Source organism: Arthrobacter sp. C9C5 (assembly GCF_013359735.1).
In the GTDB taxonomy this organism is placed as follows: domain Bacteria; phylum Actinomycetota; class Actinomycetes; order Actinomycetales; family Micrococcaceae; genus Arthrobacter.
Window position 1 is genome coordinate 116,235 of record NZ_JABFMX010000002.1, and the last position, 26,667, is coordinate 142,901.

25 protein-coding genes are annotated in these 26,667 nt (G+C 66.1%); 10 read left to right on the forward strand and 15 right to left on the reverse strand.

The window, feature by feature from the left end; all coding sequences use genetic code 11:
* Positions 1 to 2: 2 nt before the first annotated feature.
* From HNO80_RS02125 to HNO80_RS02180, 12 genes are all read right to left on the reverse strand, one after another.
* Positions 3 to 980, reverse strand: coding sequence for a TadE/TadG family type IV pilus assembly protein (locus tag HNO80_RS02125; protein WP_175321192.1), 978 nt, complete (start codon positions 978 to 980; stop codon positions 3 to 5).
* Positions 968 to 1,384: a TadE/TadG family type IV pilus assembly protein gene (locus tag HNO80_RS02130; RefSeq protein ID WP_175321193.1), complete on the reverse strand. Its 417-nt coding sequence runs from the start codon at positions 1,382 to 1,384 to the stop codon at positions 968 to 970. The genes HNO80_RS02125 and HNO80_RS02130 overlap by 13 nt, the downstream gene beginning before the upstream one ends.
* A gap of 98 nt (positions 1,385 to 1,482) precedes the next feature.
* Entirely contained in the window at positions 1,483 to 1,710 is a 228-nt protein-coding gene (locus HNO80_RS02135; protein ID WP_175321194.1) for a Flp family type IVb pilin, read from the reverse strand.
* A gap of 266 nt (positions 1,711 to 1,976) precedes the next feature.
* Positions 1,977 to 2,858 carry a type II secretion system F family protein gene (locus tag HNO80_RS02140; protein ID WP_175321195.1) on the reverse strand — a complete coding sequence of 294 codons (882 nt, stop codon included), beginning with the start codon at positions 2,856 to 2,858 and terminating at the stop codon, positions 1,977 to 1,979.
* A gap of 15 nt (positions 2,859 to 2,873) precedes the next feature.
* Entirely contained in the window at positions 2,874 to 3,821 is a 948-nt protein-coding gene (locus HNO80_RS02145; protein WP_349627161.1) for a type II secretion system F family protein, read from the reverse strand.
* A 2-nt stretch (positions 3,822 to 3,823) separates the two neighbouring features.
* Positions 3,824 to 5,299: a TadA family conjugal transfer-associated ATPase gene (locus HNO80_RS02150; protein WP_175321196.1), complete on the reverse strand. Its 1,476-nt coding sequence runs from the start codon at positions 5,297 to 5,299 to the stop codon at positions 3,824 to 3,826.
* Complete coding sequence (locus HNO80_RS02155; RefSeq protein WP_175321197.1) at positions 5,296 to 6,498, reverse strand: CpaE/TadZ family protein; 1,203 nt, start codon at positions 6,496 to 6,498, stop codon at positions 5,296 to 5,298. The genes HNO80_RS02150 and HNO80_RS02155 overlap by 4 nt, the downstream gene beginning before the upstream one ends.
* Complete coding sequence (gene cpaB, locus HNO80_RS02160; protein WP_175321198.1) at positions 6,495 to 7,286, reverse strand: Flp pilus assembly protein CpaB; 792 nt, start codon at positions 7,284 to 7,286, stop codon at positions 6,495 to 6,497. Before cpaB ends, HNO80_RS02155 begins: the two co-directional genes overlap by 4 nt.
* Before the next feature lie 20 nt (positions 7,287 to 7,306).
* Positions 7,307 to 8,335, reverse strand: a complete 1,029-nt coding sequence (locus HNO80_RS02165) for a pilus assembly protein TadG-related protein (RefSeq protein ID WP_175321199.1) — start codon at positions 8,333 to 8,335, stop codon at positions 7,307 to 7,309.
* A complete protein-coding gene (locus HNO80_RS02170) occupies positions 8,323 to 8,727 on the reverse strand; it encodes a TadE/TadG family type IV pilus assembly protein (protein WP_175321200.1) in 405 nt (134 codons plus the stop codon). The genes HNO80_RS02165 and HNO80_RS02170 overlap by 13 nt, the downstream gene beginning before the upstream one ends.
* A gap of 110 nt (positions 8,728 to 8,837) precedes the next feature.
* Positions 8,838 to 9,044, reverse strand: a complete 207-nt coding sequence (locus HNO80_RS02175) for a Flp family type IVb pilin (RefSeq protein ID WP_175321201.1) — start codon at positions 9,042 to 9,044, stop codon at positions 8,838 to 8,840.
* A 267-nt stretch (positions 9,045 to 9,311) separates the two neighbouring features.
* Positions 9,312 to 9,977 (reverse strand): prepilin peptidase, encoded by a 666-nt coding sequence (locus HNO80_RS02180; RefSeq protein ID WP_349627162.1) that lies wholly within the window; start codon positions 9,975 to 9,977, stop codon positions 9,312 to 9,314.
* Positions 9,978 to 10,285: 308 nt separating this feature from the next.
* On the opposite strand from HNO80_RS02180, the gene rplM reads away from it, so the two are divergent.
* The 3 genes from rplM to glmM all read left to right on the forward strand — a co-directional run bounded on the left by rplM (position 10,286) and on the right by glmM (position 12,751).
* Positions 10,286 to 10,729, forward strand: coding sequence for a 50S ribosomal protein L13 (gene rplM, locus HNO80_RS02185; RefSeq protein ID WP_015937805.1), 444 nt, complete (start codon positions 10,286 to 10,288; stop codon positions 10,727 to 10,729).
* A gap of 36 nt (positions 10,730 to 10,765) precedes the next feature.
* Positions 10,766 to 11,275, forward strand: a complete 510-nt coding sequence (rpsI, locus tag HNO80_RS02190; protein WP_175321203.1) for a 30S ribosomal protein S9 — start codon at positions 10,766 to 10,768, stop codon at positions 11,273 to 11,275.
* A 114-nt stretch (positions 11,276 to 11,389) separates the two neighbouring features.
* Positions 11,390 to 12,751, forward strand: a complete 1,362-nt coding sequence (glmM, locus tag HNO80_RS02195) for a phosphoglucosamine mutase (RefSeq protein WP_175321204.1) — start codon at positions 11,390 to 11,392, stop codon at positions 12,749 to 12,751.
* A 66-nt stretch (positions 12,752 to 12,817) separates the two neighbouring features.
* Here the strand turns inward: glmM and mscL are convergent, their stop codons facing one another.
* The 3 genes from mscL to coaA are packed head-to-tail and all read right to left on the reverse strand — an operon-like array spanning position 12,818 to position 15,123.
* Entirely contained in the window at positions 12,818 to 13,207 is a 390-nt protein-coding gene (gene mscL / locus HNO80_RS02200) for a large conductance mechanosensitive channel protein MscL (protein WP_175321205.1), read from the reverse strand.
* Positions 13,208 to 13,237: 30 nt separating this feature from the next.
* Positions 13,238 to 14,149 carry a M15 family metallopeptidase gene (locus HNO80_RS02205; RefSeq protein ID WP_175321206.1) on the reverse strand — a complete coding sequence of 304 codons (912 nt, stop codon included), beginning with the start codon at positions 14,147 to 14,149 and terminating at the stop codon, positions 13,238 to 13,240.
* A 5-nt stretch (positions 14,150 to 14,154) separates the two neighbouring features.
* A complete protein-coding gene (coaA, locus tag HNO80_RS02210) occupies positions 14,155 to 15,123 on the reverse strand; it encodes a type I pantothenate kinase (RefSeq protein ID WP_175321207.1) in 969 nt (322 codons plus the stop codon).
* A 118-nt stretch (positions 15,124 to 15,241) separates the two neighbouring features.
* Here coaA and glmS point away from each other — a divergent pair, with 118 nt between their 5' ends.
* The 7 genes from glmS (at position 15,242) to mgrA (ending at position 26,527) form a co-directional block, all read left to right on the forward strand.
* On the forward strand, positions 15,242 to 17,134 hold the full coding sequence (glmS, locus tag HNO80_RS02215) for a glutamine--fructose-6-phosphate transaminase (isomerizing) (RefSeq protein WP_175321208.1): 1,893 nt from the start codon (positions 15,242 to 15,244) through the stop codon (positions 17,132 to 17,134).
* Between the two features lie 4 nt (positions 17,135 to 17,138).
* On the forward strand, positions 17,139 to 17,486 hold the full coding sequence (locus HNO80_RS02220; protein WP_175321209.1) for a holo-ACP synthase: 348 nt from the start codon (positions 17,139 to 17,141) through the stop codon (positions 17,484 to 17,486).
* A gap of 5 nt (positions 17,487 to 17,491) precedes the next feature.
* Positions 17,492 to 19,015: an NAD(P)H-hydrate epimerase gene (locus HNO80_RS02225; protein ID WP_175321210.1), complete on the forward strand. Its 1,524-nt coding sequence runs from the start codon at positions 17,492 to 17,494 to the stop codon at positions 19,013 to 19,015.
* A gap of 91 nt (positions 19,016 to 19,106) precedes the next feature.
* Positions 19,107 to 21,347: a glycogen debranching protein GlgX gene (glgX, locus tag HNO80_RS02230; protein ID WP_175321211.1), complete on the forward strand. Its 2,241-nt coding sequence runs from the start codon at positions 19,107 to 19,109 to the stop codon at positions 21,345 to 21,347.
* Positions 21,344 to 23,680, forward strand: coding sequence for a malto-oligosyltrehalose synthase (gene treY, locus HNO80_RS02235; protein WP_175321212.1), 2,337 nt, complete (start codon positions 21,344 to 21,346; stop codon positions 23,678 to 23,680). Before glgX ends, treY begins: the two co-directional genes overlap by 4 nt.
* A gap of 36 nt (positions 23,681 to 23,716) precedes the next feature.
* On the forward strand, positions 23,717 to 25,474 hold the full coding sequence (gene treZ / locus HNO80_RS02240) for a malto-oligosyltrehalose trehalohydrolase (RefSeq protein WP_175321213.1): 1,758 nt from the start codon (positions 23,717 to 23,719) through the stop codon (positions 25,472 to 25,474).
* 15 nt (positions 25,475 to 25,489) lie between these two features.
* Entirely contained in the window at positions 25,490 to 26,527 is a 1,038-nt protein-coding gene (mgrA, locus tag HNO80_RS02245) for an L-glyceraldehyde 3-phosphate reductase (protein ID WP_175321214.1), read from the forward strand.
* The last annotated feature ends 140 nt before the right edge of the window (positions 26,528 to 26,667 follow it).

Below are 26,667 nucleotides of genomic sequence, written 5' to 3' on the forward strand. Positions count from 1 at the left end.
GGTTAGGGCACTCCAATGGTGAGACGGACAACGGAAGCACCGTAATCGGCTGTACTTCCGAGTTCGAGGGCCTGTGACAAGGAAACGAATTTCACGAAGTATCCGCGGAGGGACTTGTTGGCCAGCCCGCTCGAGTTCCAAGTGTCACTCGAGAAGCGGTAGCCGGTGACGTGAAAGGCTGCAAAGCCCTTGATGTAATATTTGCCGCCTGACCCGGTGCCCGTGGCCACGGCATAGAGCGGGAGGAGGACGGTCTGGTCGTTCAAAGCGCTGATGTCCCCGGGCGAACAGACCGACGGTCTGGAGGCGCCGGTGTCGCTACTGAACCAGATTCCTGGATTATTCGAGGCGCCAGCGCTGATCACGACGCTGCATGCAGAATCGGCGCCATTCGGGTCGGTGATCCATCCAAAACCACCGGGGATCCCTGAGCATCCGCCCGCGTTCATATTGAGGACCTGCACGAAAGAGGGGTCCGGGGAGAATTTGCACTCGGCGATGGCCAAAGGGACGATAACGGTGCCCTTGGACGGCGTCCCCCACTGAACGTTCGAAGTAGCCGTGACCTCAGAGTTCGAAAAGCCTAGTGCGCGGGCAAAAAGGTCCGGTACCGAGTTGAGGGCGCCCCCACTCGCCTTGGCGCTCGTGGTGACCGTGGCTTTGCGGTTCGCCTTATCCAAGACGATGGCCTTGACATTACTCTGTCCGTCCACGGCGTTGGCGTTGGCAAGCGTTCTGGCGAGAACTACGGGCGATGCCAAGGTGTCGGAGCAGTCCACATCGTTCAGATTCTTGGCACATTTTTGGCCCAGCATAAGGGCCACCGAATCGGCCCCGTTCTGCAATTGGCCACGCTCGGAATAGAGTCGAGCAACGTCGATGGAGATGGCCGCGAACCCAAGTAGAACCACCATGAGGAGGGCGACCATGACAGCAATCCCGCCACGTTCTGTGTCGCCCGAAAATGCTACCCGCCGCATTGCATCGTACCTACGCCCTTCATCGAGAATGGTCCGGCAATTCCGGTCATAGTGGACAGGTTGTAGTTGATTGTCACGGTGACTTGAACGTTCGCGGCGCAGGCCGTCGGCGTGGGCGTCGAGGCGGGCGTCGTCTGATAGGTGAAGACAATCTTGTCGTTTGTCAGACTCGGCCTTAGCACGCTCGCGGCGCTCACGGCAGCGGCTTTGGCGGTTGTCGCGGCTGTTGGCGCCGCGTAGTTGACGGCCATCACTCTTGCGCCTTCACGGGCAGCGTTGGAGAGCGAGATCTGTACGTTGTAGGCGCGGCCAAACTCCATGATGCCCAGCAGAACCATCACCAGGACCGGGGCCAGCAGGGCAAACTCCACCGCGACGGCGCCCCGTTCGCTTGTCTTGGACATGGAGGACCGCCTTCCTGGACACTCGCCCGAGACGAAAGTGTGGTGGCGGCCAACTGCCGCCACCACACTTTGTTTTGACTAGACGCTAGGACGCCTCATTAAGGGGCGCAGGACGCTGCGACGTCGCCCGCACGTTCGGTGAAGTCACCGCCGCTGATGGAGCACTGGACCTGCGTGAACGTGTCGAGCAAGGTGCCGCCGAGCAGCGTGACCGCGACGATGATGACCACGGCGATGAGGGAGACCATGATGCCGTATTCGACGGCCGTGGCGCCCTTCTCATCGCCGCGGAGGCGGACGGAGAGGTTGGTGTAAAGAGCAAGCATTGGTGACTCCTGAGCGAGTTTGGGCGGCTGGCCCTGCACCAGCACTGAGAGGAACTTAGCAAGCGCCGACACGCCGTCAATTCGAATTTGGAACATCCTGTGCCAAGACTTCCCAAACTGCCTTTTTCCTGTACTTTCCCTGCGCGGATCCTGCGCTGGGCCTGGACTGAACCATGCGAAAACGCGCCGGCACAAAGGAGGACCCCCTTGGCTCTGGGTACCAAGGGGGTCCGGTCTATGGGGCGGCCCGGAGGCGGACCGCGTGTTTATTTGTTGGCGAAAACCTCCATAATGCCCATCACCGTGGGTCCCAGCACCACGATGAACAGGGTGGGGAGGATCGAGAAGATCAGCGGGAACAGCATCTTGACCGGCATTTTCATGGCATGCTCTTCCGCACGCTGACGGCGCTTCACGCGCATGTCCTTCGCCTGGGCGTTCAATACTTGAGCTATGGCGATGCCGTAGGCGTCCGCTTGGACCACTGCCCGGACAAAGGACCGAAGGTCCGGTACGTCCACGCGCTGGGCCATCGCCAGATATGCGTCCTTGCGGGAGCGGCCCACCTGGATGTCCTGCAGCGTCCTGATCAGTTCGTCAGCCAGTGGGCCCTTGCCGTTCTGGCCTGCCCGGGCCATCGCGGTTTCGAAGCCGAGGCCGGCCTGGACCGAGATGAGCATCTGGTCCAGTGTGTCCGGCAACTCGAGCTTAATTGCCTCGCGCCGCTTCTGGGCGTGGTTCCGAAGCAGGATGTCCGGGACAAAGTAAGCCAGTGCGGAGGCTCCCGCAGCGAGGAGCACGCTAACTGTCGTAGGGTTTCCGGCAATGAACAGTACGCCCATCACGGCGCCCGCGAGGGCCAGCAGGGGCTTGACCATAAGGATGCGTCCCAAGGGCCAGTCCTTCGGTCGGCCCGCGCCGGCGAGCTGCTTGTCCAGCCAGGCCGTGTAGCCCTTCGGGGTGATCCTTCGGCTGAAGGCTGCGAATTGGCCGGTGGCGGAGACCGCGGAGCCGGCGGCCTGCGGGCCTTGCCCGAGGTTGGCCTGGATGTTTCGCAGTCCGGCCCGGTCACCGGTGAAGGCAAGCCACGTCATGATCGAGAGCGGGGCGATGACCGCCAGGATGGCTGCATAGGCGATGGGTTGCACGTTCTCTCCTACTTCTCAGAACTTCGGTTTGATGAGTCGGCTGAGCCAGAAGCCGCCAACAGTCAGCAGGACTATGGCAACGAGGATCATCAGGAAACCCGGAATAGTGGTCAGGAAGACCTTCGAGTACAGCGGGTTGAAGAGTGTCAGCCCCATGAACATCACGACCGGGAGTGCCATCAGGACCATCGCGGACATCCGGCCCTCCGCACTGAGGGCCCGGACCTGGCCCCTGATCTGGTTGCGATCCCGGATGGTCTCGCCCACATGGTCCAGGACCTGGGCAAGATCACCGCCGACTTCCCGGTGGATCTCGATGGCCCGGGTAATTGAGGCGAAGTCTTCGTTGTCGGTACGCCGGGCAACTTCCGCGAACGATTCGCCGAGATCCCGGCCGATCCGTGTCTCGTTGACCACCCGGCTGAGCTCCTCTTTCATCGGTGCCTCATTCTCCTCGGCGGCAGCATCCACTGCCCGGAGCAGGCTATGGCCGGCGCGGAGGCCACCGGCGAGCATCTGCAGCGCATCCGGCACCTGCTCATCGAACTTCTTGCGACGCCGCGAGACCAGAATGCTGAGGAAAACGAGGAGACCCACTGGTGTCAGCAGCGTCAATACCGCGGCCAGGGCCGGGCCGCCGAGGAGGAAGCCAAGGACCGCAGCCACGAAAGTAAGGGCGCAGCCCATCAGCACGTAGTCGCCAGGTTGCTTCTTCAGTCCGGCGCGATCAAGCTTCTCCCGGCTAAGCAGTCCGGAGCCGCGGCTCCGGAGGCCCTTGTTGAGAGTGTCCACGGCTTGGTCGGTGAGCCGGGTGAGGTTTGACGTGTGCGCGGCCGCCTCGTCGGGCCGGCGCCGGGAAAGCGGCACCGCGTGCGGCTTGAAGACGATGGCGACCATCGTCGCCAAGGCTGCGTACGCCAGGACTAGGCCGGCGACAAAAACGAGGGGAGACAGGTCCTGCACGGTTACCGCCCCCTGACTGGCGCTGCGCCAAATACTGCCGGCGAAATCGGAATCCCGAGTTCGGCGAAGCGATCGGTGAACCGGGGACGCACGCCGGTCGGCACGGGCTTGCCGAGGAACCGGCCACTGGCGTCGATGCCGGCGGAGTAGTCGAACACAAATGCATCCTGGAGCGTGACGACGTCGCCCTCCATGCCCTGGACCTCGGTGATGTGGGTGACGCGCCGTGATCCGTCGCGAAGCCGGGAGATATGCACGATCAGGTTTACCGCCGAAGCTACCTGTTCGCGGACCGCCCGCAGGGGCAAATCCATGCCTGCCATCAATACCAAGGTTTCGAGCCGGGCGATGGCATCCCTGGGGGAATTTGCATGCACGGTGGAGATGGAGCCGTCATGGCCGGTGTTCATGGCCTGCAGCATGTCCAGGCACTCTCCGCCGCGGACTTCGCCGACCACGATCCGGTCCGGCCGCATACGCAGTGAGTTGCGAACCAGATCGCGGATGGAGATTTCTCCCTTTCCCTCGATGTTCTGCGGCCTGCTCTCCAGACGGACCACGTGGTCCTGCTGCAGTTGCAGTTCCACGGCGTCCTCGATCGTCACGATCCGGTCCGAGCTCGGAATGAACGAGGAAAGCACGTTCAGCAGGGTTGTCTTTCCGGTGCCCGTTCCGCCGGAAACGATGATGTTCAGCCTGGCCAGCACGCAGGCCTGCAAGAGCTCTGCCATTTCCGGGGAAAGGCTGCCCATCGAAATGAGGTCATGGACCGTCAGGGGATCCCGGCCGAACTTCCGGATGGTCAGGGCCGGCCCGTTGACGGCCAGCGGTGGGATGATGGCGTTGACGCGGGACCCGTCCGACAGCCTGGCGTCGACCAAAGGGGAAGACTCATCGATCCGGCGTCCCACGTTGGAAACGATCCTTTCAATGACCCGCCGCAGGGCGTCATCCGAGGTGAACTTGGAGTCCGTCAGCTGCAGCTGCCCCTGACGTTCCACGTAGATCTGATCGAAGCGGTTGACCATCACCTCGGTCACCGTGGGATCGTCCAAATACCTCTGAATGGGGCCATGGCCCAACACGTCGTCGATGATTTCACGGATCAGCCGCTGCCGTTCGATTGCGGTGAGGGGGATTTGCTCCTCATCCACGACGGCCTTCAGCTCGTCCTTGACGGACTGGTGAAGTTCCGTTTCATCAATAGAGGAATCGGTAATGCGCGACCCAAGCCTTTCGAAGAGGGCCTGGCTGGCGCGTTCCTTGAGCGCGTTGAGCGCCTCGCTGGCAACGGATGCGGTCTGCTGGAGCTCTGAGAACCCGGGCTGGGATTCTGCCGCCGTCTTAGCCTCCAGGATCCGCCCCAGGGTGGCCGGCTGTGCTTGCGAAGCAAAGACGTCGACGGCGCCCGGCTTGTCCCCGGGCCCGGCGGGCGGAAGACCGCCGCGCAGTTGCTGGAATCGGTCGGTGAGGCTCACTGAACTACCGCCCTTCTGTGGAGTTGCTTGTGCGGTCTGGCGTCCCATTCCGGCTTGAAACGGTCAACAAGCCGGCGGAGGCCCTTGAGTGCAGCGTCCCGGCTGCTGTCCTGAAGGATGGGGACGCCCTTGTTGGTGGAGAACGGAAGAGTCCGCGACCGCGGCAACACCACGTCCACCGGGGCTCCAATAGTGGCTTCGACATCCTTCAGCGATAGCCCAGCCCGACGATCGGCCATGTTGAGCACAATATGGCGGTTCGCCGGCACCAGGTTCAGCTCATCGAGGATTTGGAATCCGGTGCGCATGCCCCGAATGCTGGGGACGTCCATGCCGCAAATCCACAAAGCGTCCGTGGCCTGCTCAAGGGTGGCGAGGACATGCTCACCCAGGCCAGGTGCGGTGTCCACCACGATGTACCGGAACTCCTTCCGCAACTGCTCAAGCAGATGGGAGACATGTGCTGCGCTAATTCGGTCCATCTCCACGGGTGTCCGCGGAGCGCAGAGAGCGTAGATGCCGGCGGGGTGAACCGTCAGGTAGGTCTTGAGCACCATGGAGTCCTGGCTTGCAGCTCCCATCACTGCGTCGGTGATGGTGAACTCCGGTTCGAGCAGCAGCCCGCTTGCCACGTCGCCGAACTGCAGGTCCAGGTCCACGATCACCACGCCCATGGGTGCGGTCTTCCCGAGCCCGACCGCAAGGTTGGTGGCGACCGTAGTCTTGCCGACGCCGCCCTTGGGGGACATCACTGCAATGACCCGCCCGGAACCGCGGTCGGCGTGCTCGGTCGTCTGGGGGCCAAGCCCCCGGCGCCGGCCGGCGGCGGCGAGGCTGGCCCGCTCCAGCATGACCCTGATGGTGTCAGGGTCAGCTGCCGGATCCAGCAGGTCACGCACGCCGGCCCGCATTGCCTGAACCACGGTTTCCGGATCTGCATCGACTGCCAGGATCACGCTGATTTCCGGATACTGGAGGTCGACCACTGCGGCCAGCTTCAACGAATCAGCTACGGGTACGCCAGGACCAAGGATGAGGACCTCGGGTGCGTCGCCTACCATTTGACGCAGGATGTCGGACGGGCCTTCCGGCAGGTAGTCGGCTTTGAAGACGTGGAGATCTCCATGCATTCCGCCGACAGCCAGTCGAACCAGCCGTTCGAAATCAGCGTTTGGCGTGATCAGGACGAAGCGGCTCATCGGAACAGTCCTGCCGCATCGACGGTGCCCTTGCCCGATTCGACGGCATTGCCGGGTTCCTTCGACAGGTAGACCTTGCCGAACTCGGTGGCGAACACGATCCGCTCCGCGTCGGCGGAGTTTCGGGCCAGGGTAATGAGGTAGCTGCCGTCACCTTGCGCCTTGGTGGAGGAGGTGGAGGATACCTGGCTCGCACCGGCCTCGGTGTCGGCCGTTCCAGTCTGCGTGGCTGCGCCGTCGCTGAACTGCGCAGCGGTGACCAGAACTTTATGGAAGGTCTGCTGCGTCTTGCTCACCTTTGTGCCTGCTGCGCCGTCCGACCCCTTGGCTGTTACTTCCACGGACAGGAAGACGCCGACAGTGTCCCCGGCCTTCAGGATGCCGCCCGCAACGCGCTCGATAGGAAGCTTGAGCGTCAGCTCCTGGAGGCCGGCCGGTACCTGGACCCGAGCCGGGCCGAGGAAGGCATTCTCTTCCACCATCCGGCTGGACAGCAACTGCTCGCCCGGCATCAAGGTGACTGCGGTGACCTTGGACCCGAGCGAGGCGAGATCCGTGACGCTGCTGTCGGCCAGCGCCAGCTTAGGCACTTCCTTCTTTGTCACCATGGATGCGATCTTGTCCGCGGCGGTTCCGGCCGGAATGGCCCTTTGCACAACGTAGATTGATTCTGTTTCCGTGCCGGCCAGCGCCCGTTTATCAGCATTCTGAACATATGAGACCAGCAGTACGGTTCCAATAATTGCCACAAGTAATGCGGCGATGCCCCCCAGCAGGCGTGCTTTCATCGTAACTCCTTAGATACTGCTCATTTGATGAGCTTTATTTCAGCGGTCCCTAAGTTGGCGCCGCCGCTCGAATTTCCCCCAATGGAATCAATAGTCTCGAATGTCACGAATTGTCCGATGATGCAGCGGTTGTTTCCGCCCGAGCAAGCCAGGGCGCTGGTCATGTTTGGATCGCCCGCTCTGTTCCGAAATTCGTAGTTGTGGTTGTTGCCGAATTTCCAGCCCCACATCTTGAAAGTGGCGTAACCGATCACATGGAAGTAGCCGTTCTGCCCCTGGCCGCCAGCATTGTCGAAGACGGGGAAGGCCACTTTGACGTCGCCCCCGGCGAGGATGGTTGCGATCCAGCCGCCAAGTACTGTGTCGCAGTCAGTCGGCGGGTTGTTGCCGGGGTCGGACCCCGCCCGGTTGTTTCCGGTAGTGGTTTCAGCGATGCATGGCGAGGTCCGATCGAGCCAGCCCCAACCGCCCGGGATTTGCGTTCCGGACGGTCCGGTGCACGTTCCGCCTGGCTTGTAGGAGATTTTCTGGACCTCTGCGGTTTGGCTTCCGCCTGAGAGGTTGAAGCAGCTATCGGACAACGCCAGCGGAAAACCGGATCCCTGCGTCTTATTCCTGAAGGACGCGATGGCGTTGGCCCGAACGGTCACCGGCGGAGCATTCAGGGCGCTGGCGAAGAGTTTCGTCAAAAACCCTGCGCCGTTGCTGCCGCGAGTGGATGTGACCACCTTGATCTGGTTGGGCACCGACAAGTCGACTGAATCTACGGTGGTGGCGCCGTCGTCGGAGTTGGGCCCGCTCAGCTCGGCGGCCCATGCCATGGCCTGTCCGACGGTGCAACCGCCGGCTCTGTGGCACTGTTGGGCGGCAGCAAGGGCGCCTGCGTCAGCGGCATTCTGCAGCTGTGCGCGCTCGGCGTAGATCTGTCCGGTGTCCACGGCCAGGGCCCCGGCTCCGATGAGCACCAGCATCATGACCGCAACTAGCACGCCGGTGGCGCCGCGCTCGTCCCGGTGCTGCCTGGTCGCGGTTGCCCTTAGCCGTTGCATCGCATGGCTCCCTTGCCATGCAAGGTGACGGTGCTGCCGAAAAAGCTTGTCAGCGTGTTCGCGGTGTACGTCACGTTGACGGTTGCAGTGCTGCCGTTGGTGCAGGCCGCGGGGGAAAATGCGTAGCTAAAGCCGGCCGGGCTGAGCCCCGGCGCTCCGGCCGCGGCGGCCGCCTTTGCGTCGCCCTGGTTGTTCTTGATGGCCATGGTCCTGGCCGCTTCGCGGGCGGCCTGGGTCACTGATATCTGAAGGTTGTACGTGTAGGAAAACTCCACGATCCCTACAACCAGGGACAAGAGAAGAGGTGCTACGAGGGCGAATTCGACGGCGGCCGAGCCGCGCTCCCGCCCCTGCGCCCGAGCTGTAGGCGCCGACGAACTGCTGCGTTTCATGGAATCCCCCCCGGGATAGAGGCAGCGAATGGTTTTAAGGAATGTGCCGCGTCCGCGAGACACGGACGCGGCACACTGCGTAGAGCTGAGACCTGTGTTGCTCCCGGCGCCTAGTTGTTCCAGGCGCGGACGTTGTTACCCAGCTCGGTGAACCAGGCGCTCAGCTGGTTTCCGAAGACGGTGACGCCGCCAATAACGGCGAAGGCGATGAACGCGACCAGCAGCGAGTATTCCGTGGCGGTGGCGCCCTTTTCGGATTCGAGCTTGTCCTTGATGCCGGCGACAAAGGCGAGCATTGAGACCATGAGACCAGTCATTGTAAAAGTCCTTTTCCAGAGTTTCGAATAGTTTTACGAAGCTCCAGCAAATCCCCTTGCTATCTGATGGGGCTTCGTTGGGACAACATTTGCACGCCGATTAACGGCACTGCAATGGCTTCGACTACTCGACTTCTGAGGACGAAATGAGGGGTTTACTCATGGCCTCCGGAGAGGTGTACTCAGTTTTTTCTGGCGGCGCGATAACAACTACTTGGTTTTATAAGTCCGCTTACTGGTTCGCCCGCAGGTGGGGCGGGGGAGGGGCTACGCCGTGAGCAGGATGACGATCAGGGCGGCGGCCAGCATGGAAGGCCCGAAGGCCACTTCGGTGGGCTTATTTCCGCGGTTCTTGAAGACGAGGGCCGCGGAAACCAGGCCGCCGGCCACAAAGCCTAGGGCACCGCCATAGAACAGCTGGGTCCAGCCCAAGTAGCCTAAGTACAGGCCCAGCGGCGCAGCGAGCTTAACATCGCCCATTCCGAGGCCCTTGGGGCTGATGAGGGCCAAGATGAAGTAGAAAAAGAAGAGAATGACGCCGCCGGCGAGGGCACGGGCCAGCTTTTCCCAACCTCCAAGTGCTACCGAGGCCCCTGCGAGCAGCAGGATGCCGGCTCCCAGCAGGGGGATAACCAGACGGTTGGGCAGCAAATGGTGAATAACATCAATTCGCGCTAACTGGACGCCTATAACCGCTAGGAAAATATAGGCCGGCAGTTCCGGTGAAGCGCCGAAACGCCACGCCAGCAGCGCGCAGAGCGCGGCAGCGGCCAGGGCCGCCGTCGTCCTCCCTGCAAGGGTGGGATGCGGCGTCAACTGCGGCAATGTCCGCCGAACGACTACGTCGGCGAGCAGCCCGAGGCACAGGCCGCCGGCGGCGATTCCCGCGAGGAACAGCAACGGCGCGGAACCTGCAAGGGCGGGATCGGGCACGGGACCTCCAGGAACGCGGCGGACTGGAACTGAACGGCACGCAGGGCTGCATGCCACCGGACACCCCATTTTGACCCACGACCCCGGCTTCCGCTATTCTTGGTAGTCGTTGTGCGTGTCCTATCTCGATGATGCGTGCCCGCTTGAGAATCCGGTTGCAGGATAGCTACTCAACGTGCACATTCGAGACCACAGGATGACTGGTTACATGGAGCCCTCACCTCTGTTCCGGTAGCGCATAGATAGTAGGTGCACCTTTTGCGTGACGCCTAAAACAAGAACGCCAGAACAAGAACGAGGCAAACACCGTGCGTACGTACACCCCGAAGCCCGGCGATATCAACCGCCAGTGGCACGTCATTGACGCCACCGACGTTGTCCTTGGTCGTCTCGCCAGCCAGACCGCAATCCTGCTGCGCGGCAAGCACAAGGCCACCTTTGCGTCCCACATGGACATGGGCGACTTCGTCATCATCATCAACGCTGAAAAGGTCGCCCTCACCGGTGCCAAACTGGAGCAGAAGCGCGCATACCGCCACTCCGGTTACCCGGGCGGCCTGACCTCCGTCAACTACGCGGAGCTGCTGGAATCCAACCCGGTCCGCGCCGTGGAGAAGGCCATCAAGGGCATGCTCCCGAAGAACTCCCTCGCTGCTCAGCAGCTGGGCAAGCTGAAGGTTTACCGCGGTGCCGAGCACCCGCACGCCGCCCAGCAGCCCAAGACTTTCGAAATCACCCAGGTCGCCCAGTAGTCCTGGCCACCAACCAACTTTTTATCAAGGAGAATCGTGGCTCAGAACGAAGAACTGACCACCGAAGCCGTTGAGGCTGAGGAAAACCTGACCAGCTACACCTCGGAAAGCGGAGCTGCTGACGCGGCTGCGCCGAAGAAGGAACGTCCGGCACTGACCGTCGCCGGCGCAGCTGTTGGCCGCCGCAAGGAAGCCGTTGCACGCGTTCGCGTTGTGCCGGGCTCCGGCAAGTGGACCATCAACGGCCGCGAGCTGTCGAACTACTTCCCGAACAAGCTGCACCAGCAGGACGTCAACGAGCCCTTCAAGATCCTCGATCTCGAAGGCGCCTACGACGTTATTGCCCGCATCCACGGCGGTGGCCCCTCCGGCCAGGCCGGCGCACTGCGCCTCGGCATCGCCCGTTCGCTGAACGAGATCGACGTCGACAACAACCGCGCCACGCTGAAGAAGGCCGGCTACCTTACCCGTGACGCACGCGTCATCGAGCGTAAGAAGGCTGGTCTCAAGAAGGCACGTAAGGCTCAGCAGTACTCCAAGCGCTAAACACGCTCAACCGGAAGCCCGTCCCGCATTCTGCGGGGCGGGTTTCCGGCGTTTAACGGGTATCCGACGGTCCGAGACAGGACCCGGGCCCGTGATCGACTAAACTTGGGCACGATGTCTAGATTATTTGGAACAGATGGTGTCCGGGGCCTGGCTAATGGCCTACTGACCGCAGAGTTGGCGTTGCAGCTGGCGCAAGCCGCCGCCGTCGTGCTCGGCCACGACCGCAACACCAACGGCAACAGGCCGCGCGCCGTCGTTGCCCGCGACCCGCGGGCCAGCGGCGAGTTCCTCGCGGCCGCCGTGGAGGCCGGGCTCTCCAGCTCAGGCATCGACGTCTACGACGCCGGCGTGCTGCCGACGCCGGCCGCCGCGTACCTCGTCGCCGACCTCGACGCCGACTTCGGCGTGATGATCTCCGCCTCCCACAACCCGGCCCCGGACAACGGCATCAAGTTCTTTGCCCGCGGCGGCCAGAAGCTCCCCGATGACGTCGAGGACGCGATCGAGGAACAGCTGAGCAAGGAGCCGTACCGCCCGGTCGGTGGCGAAGTTGGCCGCATCCAGCGGTTCTCCGACGCGGAAGACCGCTACATCGTGCACCTCCTGGGCACCCTCCCGCACCGCCTGGACGGCCTCAAGGTGGTCCTGGACTGCGCACATGGCGCCGCCAGCGGTTGCTCGCCCCAGGTCTTCAAGACCGCCGGCGCCGAGGTGATACTGATCGGCGCCGACCCGGACGGCCTCAACATCAACGACGGGGTGGGCTCAACGCACCTCGGCCCGTTGAAGCAGGCGGTCCTGGACTACGGGGCAGACCTTGGCATCGCTCACGATGGCGACGCTGACCGTTGCCTAGCCGTGGACCACGAAGGCAACGAGGTCGACGGCGACGAGATCATGGCCATCCTTGCCGTGGCCCTCAAGGAATCCGGGAAGCTCAAGGATGACGTCCTGGTTGCCACCGTGATGAGCAACCTCGGACTCAAGATCGCCCTGCGCGAGGCGGGCATCAGCCTCCGCGAGACCGGGGTAGGCGACCGCTACGTGCTGGAAGGCATGCGCGAAGGCGGCTTCAACCTCGGCGGCGAGCAGTCCGGCCACGTCATCTTCGCCGACTACGCCACCACCGGCGACGGCGTCCTGACGGGTCTGCAGCTTGCCGCCCAGGTGGCGCTGACCGGCCGGCCGCTCAAGGACCTGGCCACGGTCATGACCAAACTCCCGCAGGTGCTGATCAACGTCAAGGGCGTCGACCGCAGCCGGGTCAAGGGTGACGAAACCGTGGCCGAAGCCGTGGCCCGGGCCGAGGCACGTCTGGGCGACACAGGTCGCGTGCTGCTGCGTCCGTCCGGGACCGAACCCGTCGTCCGGGTGATGGTGGAAGCCGCGGACCAGGACACTGCCCAGGAAGTTGCCGAAGGCCTGGCCCAGGTGGTCCGGACTGAGCTTGCCCTGGCCCTGATCGCCGACTGACTTCAAGAACGCAAGAAGGTGGCCCGTTTCCATGAGGAAGCGGGCCACCTTCAGTTGGCCCGGAAGTTAGCGGGTGGTGCGGTTCAGGGCGTCGCGGATCTCGGTGAGCAGGGCGATCTGTGGGTCCTCGGCCGATTCCTCCTTGACGTCCGGGTTGATGCCCAGCCGGCGGTTGCGGCGTTCAATCATGTGGTTCATCGGCAGGATCACCACGAAGTAGATGGCAGCCGCAATCAGCACGAACGAGATGATGCTGGAGATGACGGAGCCGTACTTGAAACCCTCCCAGGCCATTTCCTCGATGCCTTTGGCGTTGAAGAGCAGGCCGATGAGGGGCGTGAGGAGTCCTTCCACGATTGAGGTCACGACGGCGCCGAAGGCGGCACCCATGACGACGGCGACGGCAAGGTCTACGACGTTGCCCTTCATGATGAAATTCCTGAATCCGGTCAGCATGGACACCACGGTAGCCCGGGCCCGGCAGGCTCAGCGGTAGGCCGGGGCCGCTTCCAGCCCAAAGTACTCCTCAAGGGTGGCGATGCCGCGCTTGTGCATGTCGCCCGCGGCCTCGGCGCCGATGTAGCGCAGGTGCCACGGCTCGTAGAAGTAGCCGGTGACCGGGTGGGCCATCCAGGGGTAGCGGACCACGAAGCCGAAGCGGTGCGCATTGGCCTTGGCCCACACGGCGGCCGGCTGTTCCGCGAAGCAGGGCTGGAAGCTGCATGCCCCTCCGCCGTCGCCGATATCGAAGGACCAGCCCGTCTGGTGCTCGGAGTATCCGGGCCGGGCGGAGGCGGTGTCCGCCTCGGCGCGCCCCCGGGAGTTCGCGTAGCCGTTGTAGGTGGCCCTCTGGGTGGCGTAGGAGCGGTAGCCGCTCGCCAGGGTCAGGACCACGCCGTCCGCCGCGGCGGCTGCAAACATCCGTTCGGCAGCTGCCGCCGTCGTGCTGTTCAGCTGCGCGGCCTCGCCGGAGACCGCCAGCCTGACGGCCGGCTGCACGAGGTCGGGCGGAACGAACGTCGCGGGGGAGAGCGGTCGGTGTTTGTTCACCACAACCCACGGGCTCGCAGGGTCCGTCAGGGAATGCTTCCGGGCCGGCCCGGACGTCGCAGCCGCGGAGGCTGACGGCGCGACGCCGGGCGGGGGAGTGGTGGCGGGGCTGGCCGTGCCCGCGGACGTGGCCGTCGTCGTTGGCGAGCCGGAGGCGGAAGCCGAAGGGGAGGAACCCTCAGTTGGCACAGCCGTGCCGGAGGGGCGCTGCGCCACGTCGCTGGCCGGGCTACAGCCGGACACGGCGGCCAGGACGGCCAGGGCCGTCCCCACGGCGAGCAGGCGCCCGAACGTCCGCCGGCTCGGAGTTTCCTGGCCCGGCACAGCGCCGGCGCAGTGGTGGCACACCCGTGCTAGACCTTGCGCAGCAGCATGCGGCGGATGGAGTGGTCGGCGTCCTTGGTGAGCACCAGCTGGGCCCGGCCACGGGTGGGGAGGACATTTTCCTCCAGGTTCGGCTCGTTGATGCGCTTCCAGATGTCCCGGGCGGTCTGCTCGGCCTCCGAATCGGAGAGCGTCGCATAGCGGTGGAAGTAGGACTCCGGCTGCGCGAAGGCCGTGGTGCGCAGCTTGCGGAACCGGTCCACGTACCACTCCTCGATATATGAGGTTTTCGCGTCCACGTAGATGGAAAAGTCGAAGAAGTCGCTCAAAGCCAGGCCCTGCCGGCCGTCGTGCCGCGGGCGTGCCGGGGCCAGGACGTTGAGGCCCTCGACAATCAGCACGTCCGGCCGGCGGACCACGACTTCCTTGCCCGGAACGATGTCGTACGTAACGTGCGAGTACCAGGGGGCGCGCACTTCCTCGGCCCCGCCCTTGACCTCGCTCACGAAGCGCAGCAGCGCGCGGCGGTCGTAGGACTCCGGAAACCCCTTGCGCTCCAGGAGTTGACGGCGCTTGAGTTCGGCGAGGGGGTAGAGGAAACCGTCGGTGGTGATCAGCTCGACGTTCGGGGTGCCGGGCCAGCGCCGCAGCATTTCACGCAGCACGCGGGCGATGGTCGATTTACCCACGGCCACGGAGCCGGCCACGCCGATCACGAACGGGGTGCGCTGGGTTTTCTCGCCCAGGAAGGTCGTGGTGGCCGCGTGGAGCTGGTTGGCGGCCTCAACGTAGAGGTGCAGCAGCCGGGACAGCGGGAGGTAGACCTCGCGGACCTCCTTCATGTCCAGGGGGTCGCCCAGGCCGCGGAGGCGGAGCACGTCCTCTTCGTTGAGGGGCTGCTCCATCTGGGCAGCGAGCCGGGACCAGGTCTGCCGGTCCAGCTCAACGAACGGGGAGACGCCCTCGCCGTTCGCTTCGTTGCGTTGCAAAGTCACCATAGAGATTCTGCCCTTGACAACGCCCAGAGCGAAATGGACACCCCGCCAGCCGCCAGCGGCGGGCCCGGACCGGCACATCCTACGTCGGACGACCGGGAAACCGGTTAGGCTTATGTCCATGTGCGGAATCGTTGGATATGTAGGCCGCTCGGCTGGCCGGGTAAATACTGAACACAAAGCCCTGGACGTTGTCCTGGAAGGATTGCGGCGCCTGGAGTACCGCGGCTATGACTCCGCCGGGATCGCGGTCGTCGCGGACGGTGCCATTTCATCCCGCAAGAAGTCGGGGAAACTGAGCAACCTGATCGCCGAGCTGGAGGCACACCCGCTGCCGGACGCCCTCACCGGCATCGGGCACACCCGCTGGGCTACCCACGGCGGCCCCACGGACCTGAACGCGCACCCGCACCTGTCCGACGGCGGCAAGCTGGCGCTCATCCACAACGGCATCATCGAAAACTTCGCGGAATTGAAGCAGGAGCTGGTCGCCAAAGGCGTGACCTTCCTCTCCGAGACGGACACCGAGGTGGCCGCCGCGCTGATCGGTGACATCTACCGCAACCAGCTCGGCGGCGACAACGCCAGTGGCGGCCTGACCCGGGCCATGGAACTGGCCTGCCAGCGCCTCGAAGGCGCCTTTACGCTGCTCGCCGTGCACGCCGACCAGCCCGACGTCGTCGTGGCCGCCCGCCGCAACTCCCCGCTCGTGGTGGGTCTGGGTGAGGGCGAGAACTTCCTCGGCTCCGACGTCTCCGGCTTCATCGACTACACGCGCCGCGCCGTCGAGCTGGGCCAGGACCAGATCGTCACCATCACCGCCGATACCGTCGCGATCACCGACTTCTTCGGCGCCCCGGCCGAGGGCAAGGAATATTACGTCAACTGGGATCCCGCTTCCGCCGAGAAGGGCGGCTTCCCGTCCTTCATGGAAAAGGAAATCCACGACCAGCCGGACGCCGTGCTGCAGACCCTGCTGGGCCGTTCCGACGTCGACGGCAAACTGACCCTCGATGAGCTCCGGATCGACACGGAGCTGCTCAAGAGCGTTGACAAGATCATCGTCCTGGCCTGCGGCACGTCCGCTTACGCCGGCCAGGTCGCGAAGTACGCGATCGAACGCTGGTGCCGGATCCCCACCGAGGTCGAACTCTCGCACGAGTTCCGCTACCGCGATCCGATTGTGGACGCCAACACCCTGATCGTTTCCATCTCGCAGTCCGGCGAGACCATGGACACGCTGATGGCTGTTCGGTACGCCAAGGAACAGGGCGCCAAGACGGTGTCCATCTGCAACACCAACGGCTCCACCATCCCGCGCGAGTCCGACGCCGTGCTGTACACGCACGCCGGTCCGGAAATCGCGGTGGCTTCCACCAAGGCGTTCCTCGCCCAGATCGCGGCCGCCTACCTGCTGGGCCTGTATTTGGCACAGCTGCGCGGAAACAAGTTCCAGGGCGAGATCAAGGACATCCTCGCTGACCTGGGCAAGATCCCGGCCAAGATCCAGCAGATCCTGGACAACGCCGACGCGATCAAGAAACTCGGCCACGACATGGTGGACGCCAAGTCCGTGCTGTTCCTGGGCCGCCACGTCGGCTTCCCGGTTGCCATGGAGGGCGCGCTCAAGCTCAAGGAGCTCGCCTACATCCACGCCGAAGGCTTCGCCGCCGGCGAGCTCAAGCACGGCCCGATCGCCCTGATCGAGGAAGGCCAGCCGGTATTCGTCGTTGTCCCGTCGCCCCGGGGCCGCGACTCGCTGCACGCCAAGGTCGTCTCCAACATCCAGGAGGTCCGCGCCCGCGGCGCCAAGACGATCGTGATCGCGGAGGAGGGTGACGAAGCGGTGAAGGCCTACGCCGAGCACGTCATCTACATCCCGGAGACCCCGACCCTCCTGGCCCCGCTGCTGTCCACCGTGCCCCTGCAGATCTTCGCGCTGGCCCTCGCCAGCGCCAAGGGCTACGACGTGGACCAGCCGCGGAACCTGGCCAAGAGCGTGACCGTAGAATAGCCGCATGATTGTTGGCATTGGCGTAGACGTCGTAGACATTGAGCGGTTCGGCCGGCAGCTTGAGCGCACCCCCGGGTTGCGCGACAGGCTGTTTGTCCCGGCAGAGCGGGAACTGAACACCCGGTCCCTGGCCGCGCGGTTCGCCGCCAAGGAGGCCGTGGCCAAGGTGCTCGGCGCGCCCGCCGGAATGAACTGGCAGGACTGCTGGATCGGCCTGGACCAGAACGGCCCCACCGTCCAGGTCAAAGACACGGTACTGGCCGTGGCCGAGTCGAAAGGCGTCAAACGCTGGCACCTTTCAATCAGCCACGACGGCGGCATCGCCACCGCCACGGTGATCGCCGAAGGCTAAGCACCATGATCAGCGCCTATACCGGTACCCACATTCGAGGCCTCGAGAAGCAACTCCTTGAGGCGAGTGCGGACCCCGGTATGGGCGCTGTTCTCATGCAGCGGGCCGCCTACGGGCTCGCCAACACCGTGATCCGGGAACTCCAGCGCCGCGGACTGCGGCCCTACGGCTCCCGCGTCACCGTGCTCGCCGGCAAGGGCAACAACGGCGGCGACGGGCTCTACGCCGCGGCGCTGCTGGCCCGCCGGGGCCTGCGGACGACGGCGGTGCTCACCGCCGGAGAGGCCCATCCGGCCGGGCTGGCGGCGTTCCGCGCCGCCGGAGGCCGGGACACCGCCCTTAGCGACGGCAACGCCAGGGACCTGGCAGCAGACGCCGCCCGCGCCGACGTCGTCATTGACGCGGTCGTGGGAACCGGCGCCCAGGGCGGGCTGCGCGGCGCGGCCGGCACCCTGATCGAAGAGCTGCAGCGCAGCCGCCACGGGCTGGTGGTGGCCTGCGACATCCCCAGTGGCGTCGACGCCGACACCGGCGAAGCGCACGCCCCCGTCCTGGCCGCGGACGTGACCGTGAGCTTCGGGGCGGCGAAGGCCGGCCTGCTCGCCGACCCTGGCGCGGACTTCACCGGCCGGCTCCGGTCCATCCCGATCGGCATCGAGGACGCGCTGACGCACCCGGAGCTGCGGCGCCTCGAAGCCGCGGACCTGGCCGCGCTGCTCCCGCAGCCCGGCCGCCGCTCGCACAAATACTCCCGGGGCGTGCTCGGCGTCGTGGCCGGATCCGCCCGCTACCCGGGGGCGGCCGTGCTCGCCTGCCGCGGCGCCCTGGCCGCGGGTGCCGGCATGGTCCGCTACGTGGGCCCGCCGGAGGTCGCGGACCTGGTCCGCCAGAGCTGCCCCGAAGTGGTGTGCGGCACGTCCGTCGCCGACGCGCACGTCCAGGCCTGGCTGCTCGGGCCGGGGCTCGACGACGGCGCCCACGAGCAGCTGGAGCGGGTTCGTGAGGCGGCAGCCGCCGGACTTCCCACGGTGGCCGACGCCGGTGCGCTACCGGCCCTGCCCCGCGACCTGTCCCCGCACACCGTGCTGACACCGCATGCCGGCGAGCTGGCCACCCTGCTGGAACGCTACGGCGCCGGCCCGGGCCGGACGGCCGTGGAGGACGCAACGCTCGCGGCCGTCCGGCAGGCCAGCGGGCTCAGCGGAGCGACAGTGCTGCTCAAGGGCGCAACCACCCTGGTGGCGGCCCCTTCGGGGGCGGTCTTCAGCCAGGCCGAGGCCAGCCCGTGGATGGCCACCGCCGGCAGCGGCGACGTTCTGGCCGGGGTGCTCGGCGCCCTGCTGGCACAGCTCCCGGAGGGCTCCGGTGCCTTCAGCGCCTTGGGGCTCGACGGGCCGGACCGGTGGGCCGCCGTCGCCGCGATGGCGGCCAGCCTGCACGGCCGCGCCGGAACAGCTGCCTCGAACGGCGGGCCGCTGACGGCGTCGGACATTGCCGAAGCCTTGCCGGAGGTCATCGCGAAGCTGTAACAAAAGCGCGCGTCTTGCGCCTCCGGTAAATTAGTAACCTTACTTACAAGTAGTCTGTCTAGAGATTGTCCGCATCGCACGAGGAGTACACATGGAAGTCTGGCCCGGAACGGCTTACCCGCTGGGAGCCACTTTTGACGGCACCGGCACCAATTTTGCCCTGTTCAGCGAGCAAGCGGAGCGGGTGGAGCTCTGCCTCCTGGCCGACGACCTGAGCGAGACGCGGATCGAACTCACCGAGGTGGACGGCTACGTCTGGCACTGCTACCTGCCGCAGATCCAGCCCGGACAGAAGTACGGCTACCGGGTGCACGGCCCGTACGACCCGGCGAGCGGAAACCGCTTCAACCCCAACAAGCTGCTGATGGACCCGTACGCCAAGGCCATCCAGGGCCAGATCGACTGGGACCCCGCGCTCTTCTCCTACGAGTTCGGCGACCCCGATTCGCGCAACGACGCCGATTCGGCACCGCACACCATGCACGGCGTCGTCATCAACCCGTACTTCGAGTGGGACGGTGACCGCCAGCTGCGCGTCCCCTACCACGAGTCGGTCATCTACGAGGCCCACGTCAAAGGCCTGACCGAGCTGCACCCGGAAATCCCCGAAGAGCAGCGCGGCACCTACGCCGGTGTGGCCCACCCGGCCGTCATTGAGCACCTGAAGAAGCTCGGCGTCACGGCGATCGAGCTCATGCCGGTCCACCAGTTCGTCAACGACGGCACCCTGGTGGAGAAGGGCCTCAACAACTACTGGGGCTACAACACCATCGGCTTCTTCGCCCCGCAGAACACCTACAGCTCCTCCGGCGACGTCGGACACCAGGTCCAGGAATTCAAGGCCATGGTCCGCGAGCTGCACCGGGCCGGCATCGAGGTCATCCTCGACGTCGTCTACAACCACACGGCCGAAGGCAACCACCTCGGCCCCACGCTGTCCTTCAAGGGCATCGACAACCAGGCGTACTACCGGCTGGTCGACGGGGACCTGAAGCACTACATGGACTACACCGGCACGGGCAACTCGCTCAATGTGCGGCACCCGCACTCGCTGCAGCTGCTGATGGACTCCCTGCGCTACTGGGTGACGGAAATGCACGTCGACGGCTTCCGCTTCGACCTCGCCTCCACGCTGGCCCGCGAGTTTTACGACGTCGACAAGCTCTCCACCTTCTTCGAACTGATCCAGCAGGATCCGATCGTGTCCCAGGTCAAGCTGATCGCCGAGCCGTGGGACGTCGGCCCGGGCGGATACCAGGTGGGCAACTTCCCGCCGCAATGGACCGAATGGAACGGCAAGTACCGCGACACCGTCCGGGACTTCTGGCGCGGCGAACCGTCCACCCTGGGCGAATTCGCCTCCCGCCTGACCGGCTCCGCGGACCTGTACGAGAGCTCGGCCCGGCGCCCGGTGGCCTCGATCAACTTCGTCACGGCGCACGACGGCTTCACCATGCGCGACCTGGTCTCCTACAACGAGAAGCACAACGAGGCCAACGGCGAGGGCAACAACGACGGCGAATCGCACAACCGCTCCTGGAACTGCGGCGAAGAAGGCGACACCGACAACGACACCGTGTTGACCCTCCGCGCCCGCCAGCAACGGAACTTCATTGCGACGCTGCTGCTCTCCCAGGGCGTGCCGATGCTGCTGCACGGCGACGAACTCGGCCGCACGCAGCAGGGCAACAACAACACCTACTGCCAGGACTCCGAACTGAGCTGGATCCACTGGGAAGCCATGGACCAGCCCCTCGTGGAGTTCACCGCGTTCGTCAACAAGATCCGCCACGACCACCCGACGTTCCGCCGCAGCCGCTTCTTCGACGGCCGCCCGGTCGTCCGCGGCGAGGGCGAGAAACTGCCGGACATCGTCTGGCTGAAGACCGACGGCACCGGAATGCTGCCGGAGGACTGGGACAGCGGCTTCGGCCGGACCATCGGCGTGTTCTACAACGGCCACGGCATCCAGGAGCAGGACTCCCGGGGCCGCCGGATCACCGACGACAGCTTCCTGATGGCCTTCAACGCCCACGACGACAGCGTGGACTTCGTGCTGCCCAATGAGGAGTACTCGCCCTTCTGGGAGATCCTCGTGGACACCGCGGACCAGGCCGATACGGACGAGCCGCTCAAGGCGGGGTCGACCCTGACGCTGGCGGCCAAGTCCATGGCGGTGCTGCGCGCCTACTCGGGCCCCGAGATCGAGATCGACCACTCCGCGGCCGCGTCCCTGGCCTCCATGGCCGAGCACGAGGACGCCCAGGAGGAGATGGCGGAGGCCCAGACGAAGGCCGCCGAAGCCAGCGAAGCGAAGGCCACTGCTTCATGAGGACCCCCGCCTCGACCTACCGGCTCCAGATCCGGCCGGGCTTTACCCTGCAGGACGCCGCCGACACCGTGCCCTACCTGAAGTCCCTCGGGGTCGACTGGATCTACCTGTCGCCGATCCTGACGGCCGAGCAGGGCTCGGACCACGGCTACGACGTCACCGACCCCGCCGCGATCGACCCGGACCGCGGCGGGCCGGAGGGGCTGGCGGCGGTGTCCCGCGCGGCGCGGGAGGCCGGCATGGGTGTCCTGGTGGACATCGTGCCCAACCACGTCGGCGTCGCCACCCCGGCCCAGAACCCGTGGTGGTGGTCGCTGCTCAAGGAAGGGCGGCAGTCACGCTACGCCCCGGCGTTCGACGTCGACTGGGATTTCGGCGGCGGCCGGATCCGGATCCCCGTGCTGGGCGACGACGCGGACGTGGACGCGCTCGAGATCCGCGACGGCGAGCTGCGCTACTACGACCACCGCTTCCCGCTGGCCGAGGGCAGCTACACCGCAGGTGACTCCACTGCCGACGACCCGCGCGCGGTCCACGACCGGCAGCACTATGAGCTGGTGGGCTGGCGCCGTGCGGACAACGATCTGAACTACCGCCGGTTCTTCGCGGTCAACACCCTCGCCGGGATCAGGGTTGAGGTCCCGGAGGTCTTCGATGAGGCGCACGCGGAGGTTGTCCGCTGGTTCCGGGAGGGCCTCGTTGACGGCCTGCGGATCGACCACCCGGACGGCCTCGCGGATCCGGCAGGCTACCTCCGCCGGTTGCGCGAAGTGACCGGCGGGGCCTACCTGCTGATCGAGAAAATCCTGGAGCCGGGCGAAGAGCTTCCGGCCGGCTTCGAGTGCGAGGGCACCACCGGGTACGACGCCCTCGCGGACGTGGACCGGCTCTTCGTCGACCCCGCCGGCCAGGCGGGCCTCGACGCCTTGGACACCTCGCTGCGCGGCGGGGAGCCCGCGGACTACGAGGACATGATCCGCGGCACGAAGCGCCGGATCACGGACGGCATCCTGCACTCGGAGATGCGGCGGCTCGCCCGGCTGGTGCCGGCGTCCGCCGGCCTCAGCCCGGAGGCCGCCGTCGATGCGCTCTCCGAGATCACCGCGGCCTTCCCGGTTTACCGCAGCTACCTGCCCGAGGGCGAGGGCGTGCTGCGCGAGGCATGCGAACTCGCCGTCCGGCGGCGTCCCGAGCTGGAACCCGTGGTGCAGGCGCTGCTGCCGCTGCTGCTGCAGGCAGGCCCCGGGGCCGACGAGGAGCTGGGCCGCCGCTTCCAGCAAACCTCCGGCATGGTGATGGCCAAGGGCGTCGAGGACACCGCTTTCTTCCGCTACACCCGGCTCGGCACCCTCACCGAAGTCGGCGCGGACCCCACCGAGTTCGCGCTGTCCACCGACGAGTTCCACGCCCGGATGGCACGCCGCCAGGCCGGTCAGCCGCTGTCCATGACCACGCTCAGCACCCACGACACGAAGCGCAGCGAGGACACCCGGGCCCGGATCTCCGTGCTCGCGGAGCTGGCCCCGGAATGGGCGGCCTCGCTGCGCCGGCTGCAGGAGCTGGCGCCCCTGCCCGACGGCCCGCTGGCCAACCTGCTGTGGCAGGCCGTGGCCGGGGTCTGGCCCGCGGACCGGGAACGCCTCCAGTCCTACGCCCAGAAGGCGGCCCGCGAGGCCGGCAATTCGACGAACTGGCTGGACCCGGACCCGGCGTTCGAGGCGAAACTCGCAGCCGCCGTCGACGCGGCGTTCGACAACGCCCAGGTGCGCGCCGAACTCGATTCGCTGGTGGACCTGCTGGAACCCTACGGCTCCGCCAACGCGCTCTCCGCCAAACTGGTCCAGCTCACCATGCCGGGCGTGCCGGACGTCTACCAGGGCACCGAGTTCTGGGACCGGTCGCTGACCGACCCGGACAACCGGCGGCCGTTCGACTTCGGGGCGCGGCGAGCCGCCCTCAAAGCGATCGACGCCGGCGAGCGGCCGGCGTCGTACCGGGAGGACGCGGCGAAGCTGCTCGTGACCTCGCGGGCGCTGCGGCTGCGCCGGGACGCACCGGAGCTATTCACCGGCTACGCCCCGGTTACTGCCACCGGAGCCGCCGCCGAACACCTGATCGCCTTCGACCGCGGCGACGGCGCACCCGGGGCCATCACCCTGGCCACAAGGCTGCCCCGCGGCCTCGAACACCAGGGCGGCTGGCAGGACACCGCCATCGGCCTCGCCGTCGCCATGACGGACCAGCTCAGCGGCAGGTCCTTCGGGCCGGGCACGACGGACGTGGCGGAGATCCTCCGCGACTACCCGGTGGCCCTGCTGGTGCCGGGCGCCTGAACGCACGTACTGACGAACCAACATAGGGGAACGGCAATGACTCTGCCCGCACACGGAACCACACGCTTCGACCTCTGGGCACCGGAAGCGCAGGACGTCACGCTGCTCGCCGACGGCCGGCACTACCCGATGGTCCGGTCCGGGTCCGCCGGCTGGTGGAGCGCGCCGGAGGCCCCGGCCTCCGGAGACGTCGACTACGGCTACCTGCTCGACGGGGACACCACGCCGCTGCCGGATCCGCGCTCCCGCCGCCAGCCCGGGGGAGTGCACGCACTCTCGCGGACCTTCGACGCCGGCAGCCACGAATGGGCCGACGGGCAGTGGAAAGGCCGCGGGCTGCAGGGCGGCGTGATCTACGAGCTGCACCTTGGCACTTTCACGCCCGAGGGGACGCTGGACGCCGCGATCGGCAAGCTCGGCTACCTCGCCGACCTCGGCGTTGACTTCGTTGAACTGCTGCCGGTCAACGGGTTCAACGGCACCCACAACTGGGGCTACGACGGCGTCCTCTGGTACGCCGTGCACGAGGGCTACGGCGGCCCGGCCGCCTACCAGCGCTTCGTCGACGCCGCCCACGCCGCCGGGCTGGGCGTCATCCAGGACGTCGTCTACAACCACCTCGGCCCCAGCGGCAACTACCTGCCCCGGTTCGGGCCCTACCTCAAATCCGGGGAAGGCAACACCTGGGGCGACTCGGTCAACCTGGACGGCCCCGGCTCCGACGTCGTCCGCCGCTACATCCTGGACAACGCAGCGATGTGGCTGCGCGACTACCACGTGGACGGCCTGCGGCTCGATGCCGTGCACGCCTTCAAGGACGAGCGGGCGGTCCATCTGCTGGAGGAATTCGGAGCGCTCGCGGATGAAGTCTCCGCCGAAACCGGACGCCCTGCCACTATGATCGCCGAGTCGGACCTGAACAACCCGCGGCTGCTCTACCCGCGGAAGGTAAATGGCTACGGCCTGGCCGGGCAGTGGAGCGATGACTTCCACCATGCGGTGCACGTCAACGTCAGCGGCGAGACCACCGGTTACTACAGCGACTTCGATTCGCTCGCGGCCCTGGCCAAGGTCCTGGTTGACGGGTTCTTCCACGACGGCAGCTACTCGAGCTTCCGGGACCGGCACCACGGCCGGCCCATCAACACCGCCCTCGTGCACCCGGCCGCCCTGGTGGTCTGCAGCCAGAACCACGACCAGATCGGCAACCGGGCCACCGGCGACCGGCTCTCGCAGAGCCTCGGCTACGGGCAGCTCGCGCTCGCAGCGGTCGCGACCCTGGCCTCGCCCTTCACTCCGATGCTGTTCATGGGCGAGGAATACGGCGCCACCACGCCCTGGCAGTTCTTCACCTCGCACCCGGAGCCCGAGCTGGGCAAGGCCACGGCCGAGGGACGGATCAAGGAGTTCGAGCGGATGGGCTGGGACCCCGCCGTCGTGCCCGACCCGCAGGACCCGGCCACGTTCACCCGCTCCAAGCTGGACTGGTCCGAAGCCGAGGCCGGCGACCACGCGCGGCTGCTGGAGCTGTACCGGAACCTGATCGCGCTGCGCCGTGCGACCCCGGAGCTGGCCGGGCTCGGCTTCGAGGACACCGCGGTGGCGTTCAGCGAGGATGAGGGCTGGCTGCGCCTGCGCCGCGGCAGCGTGGAGGTCGCGATGAACTTCTCCACCGAACCGCGCCAGGTTGCCGTGGGCGGCGGCTCGCTGCTGCTGGCCACCGAGGACGGCGTCGCGCTGTCCGGCGGCCGCGTGGAGCTGCCCGGCCACAGTGCCGCCGTCGTCACACAATAGGAAAGGATAATCCGCATGACTTACGTTGCAGCAGAGAACCGATACGAGACCATGCCCTACCGCCGCGTGGGACGCAGCGGACTGAAGCTGCCGGCCATTTCCCTGGGCCTCTGGCACAACTTCGGCGATGACAAGCCCTTCGAGGTGCAGCGCGCCATCCTGCGCCGCGCCTTCGACCTGGGTGTCACCCACTTCGACCTCGCCAACAACTACGGCCCGCCCTACGGCAGCGCCGAGACCAACTTCGGCCGCCACTTCAAGGACGACTTCAAGCCGTACCGCGACGAACTCATCATCTCCAGCAAGGCCGGCTACGACATGTGGCCCGGCCCCTACGGCAACTGGGGCTCCCGCAAGTACCTGCTGGCCAGCCTGGACCAGTCGCTGGCGCGGATGGGCCTGGACTACGTGGACATCTTCTACAGCCACCGCCCGGACCCCGAGACCCCGCTGGAAGAGACCATGGGCGCCCTGGACCAGGCCGTGCGCTCCGGCAAGGCGCTCTACGCCGGCATTTCGTCCTACACCCCGGAGCAGACCCTTGAGGCGGCCCGGATCCTGAAGGAACTCGGCACCCCGCTGCTGATCCACCAGCCCAGCTACTCGATGCTCAACCGCTGGACCGAGAACGGCAGCCCCAGCCTCTACGAGGCGCTGGAGCAGGTGGGCGCAGGCGCCATCGCCTTCTCGCCGCTGGCGCAGGGCATGCTGACCGACCGCTACCTCAACGGCGTCCCCAAGGATTCCCGCGCGGCGCAGGACAAGTCCCTGGACGAGGCCATGATCACCGGGGAAAAGCTGGACCGCGTGCGCGGGCTCAACCGGATCGCCGAAGGCCGGGGCCAGACCCTCGCGCAACTGGCGATCGCCTGGATCCTGCGCGAACAGGGCAAGGGCACCTCGGTGACGTCCGCCCTGGTCGGCGCGTCCAGCGTCCGGCAGCTGGAGGACACCCTGGCCGCGATCAACAACCTGGACTTCACGGCCGATGAGCTGGACGCGATCGACGAGTTCGCCGTCGAGTCCGACATCAACCTCTGGGCCCAGAAATGAGCCACGGCGGCGCTGTTCCGCGGCGCCGCCGGCGGTCGTAACAGATTCGGTGCCGTGGCCGGGAACAACTTGAGCCCCGGCGCCGTTGACTAGAATGCAAGAGTGCCGCATGGCGTTGTGCCCGTTTGCCGCCGTCGTAC

Coding starts and splice junctions, on each gene's coding strand:
- HNO80_RS02125 (WP_175321192.1), bottom strand. CDS start 980: ATGCGGCGGGTAGCATTTTCGGGCGACACAGAACGTGGCGGGATTGCT.
- HNO80_RS02130 (WP_175321193.1), bottom strand. CDS start 1,384: ATGTCCAAGACAAGCGAACGGGGCGCCGTCGCGGTGGAGTTTGCCCTG.
- HNO80_RS02135 (WP_175321194.1), bottom strand. CDS start 1,710: ATGCTTGCTCTTTACACCAACCTCTCCGTCCGCCTCCGCGGCGATGAG.
- HNO80_RS02155 (WP_175321197.1), bottom strand. CDS start 6,498: ATGAGCCGCTTCGTCCTGATCACGCCAAACGCTGATTTCGAACGGCTG.
- cpaB (WP_175321198.1), bottom strand. CDS start 7,286: ATGAAAGCACGCCTGCTGGGGGGCATCGCCGCATTACTTGTGGCAATT.
- HNO80_RS02165 (WP_175321199.1), bottom strand. CDS start 8,335: ATGCAACGGCTAAGGGCAACCGCGACCAGGCAGCACCGGGACGAGCGC.
- HNO80_RS02170 (WP_175321200.1), bottom strand. CDS start 8,727: ATGAAACGCAGCAGTTCGTCGGCGCCTACAGCTCGGGCGCAGGGGCGG.
- HNO80_RS02175 (WP_175321201.1), bottom strand. CDS start 9,044: ATGACTGGTCTCATGGTCTCAATGCTCGCCTTTGTCGCCGGCATCAAG.
- glmM (WP_175321204.1), top strand. CDS start 11,390: ATGTCTAGATTATTTGGAACAGATGGTGTCCGGGGCCTGGCTAATGGC.
- mscL (WP_175321205.1), bottom strand. CDS start 13,207: ATGCTGACCGGATTCAGGAATTTCATCATGAAGGGCAACGTCGTAGAC.
- coaA (WP_175321207.1), bottom strand. CDS start 15,123: ATGGTGACTTTGCAACGCAACGAAGCGAACGGCGAGGGCGTCTCCCCG.
- glmS (WP_175321208.1), top strand. CDS start 15,242: ATGTGCGGAATCGTTGGATATGTAGGCCGCTCGGCTGGCCGGGTAAAT.
- HNO80_RS02220 (WP_175321209.1), top strand. CDS start 17,139: ATGATTGTTGGCATTGGCGTAGACGTCGTAGACATTGAGCGGTTCGGC.
- HNO80_RS02225 (WP_175321210.1), top strand. CDS start 17,492: ATGATCAGCGCCTATACCGGTACCCACATTCGAGGCCTCGAGAAGCAA.
- glgX (WP_175321211.1), top strand. CDS start 19,107: ATGGAAGTCTGGCCCGGAACGGCTTACCCGCTGGGAGCCACTTTTGAC.
- treY (WP_175321212.1), top strand. CDS start 21,344: ATGAGGACCCCCGCCTCGACCTACCGGCTCCAGATCCGGCCGGGCTTT.
- treZ (WP_175321213.1), top strand. CDS start 23,717: ATGACTCTGCCCGCACACGGAACCACACGCTTCGACCTCTGGGCACCG.
- mgrA (WP_175321214.1), top strand. CDS start 25,490: ATGACTTACGTTGCAGCAGAGAACCGATACGAGACCATGCCCTACCGC.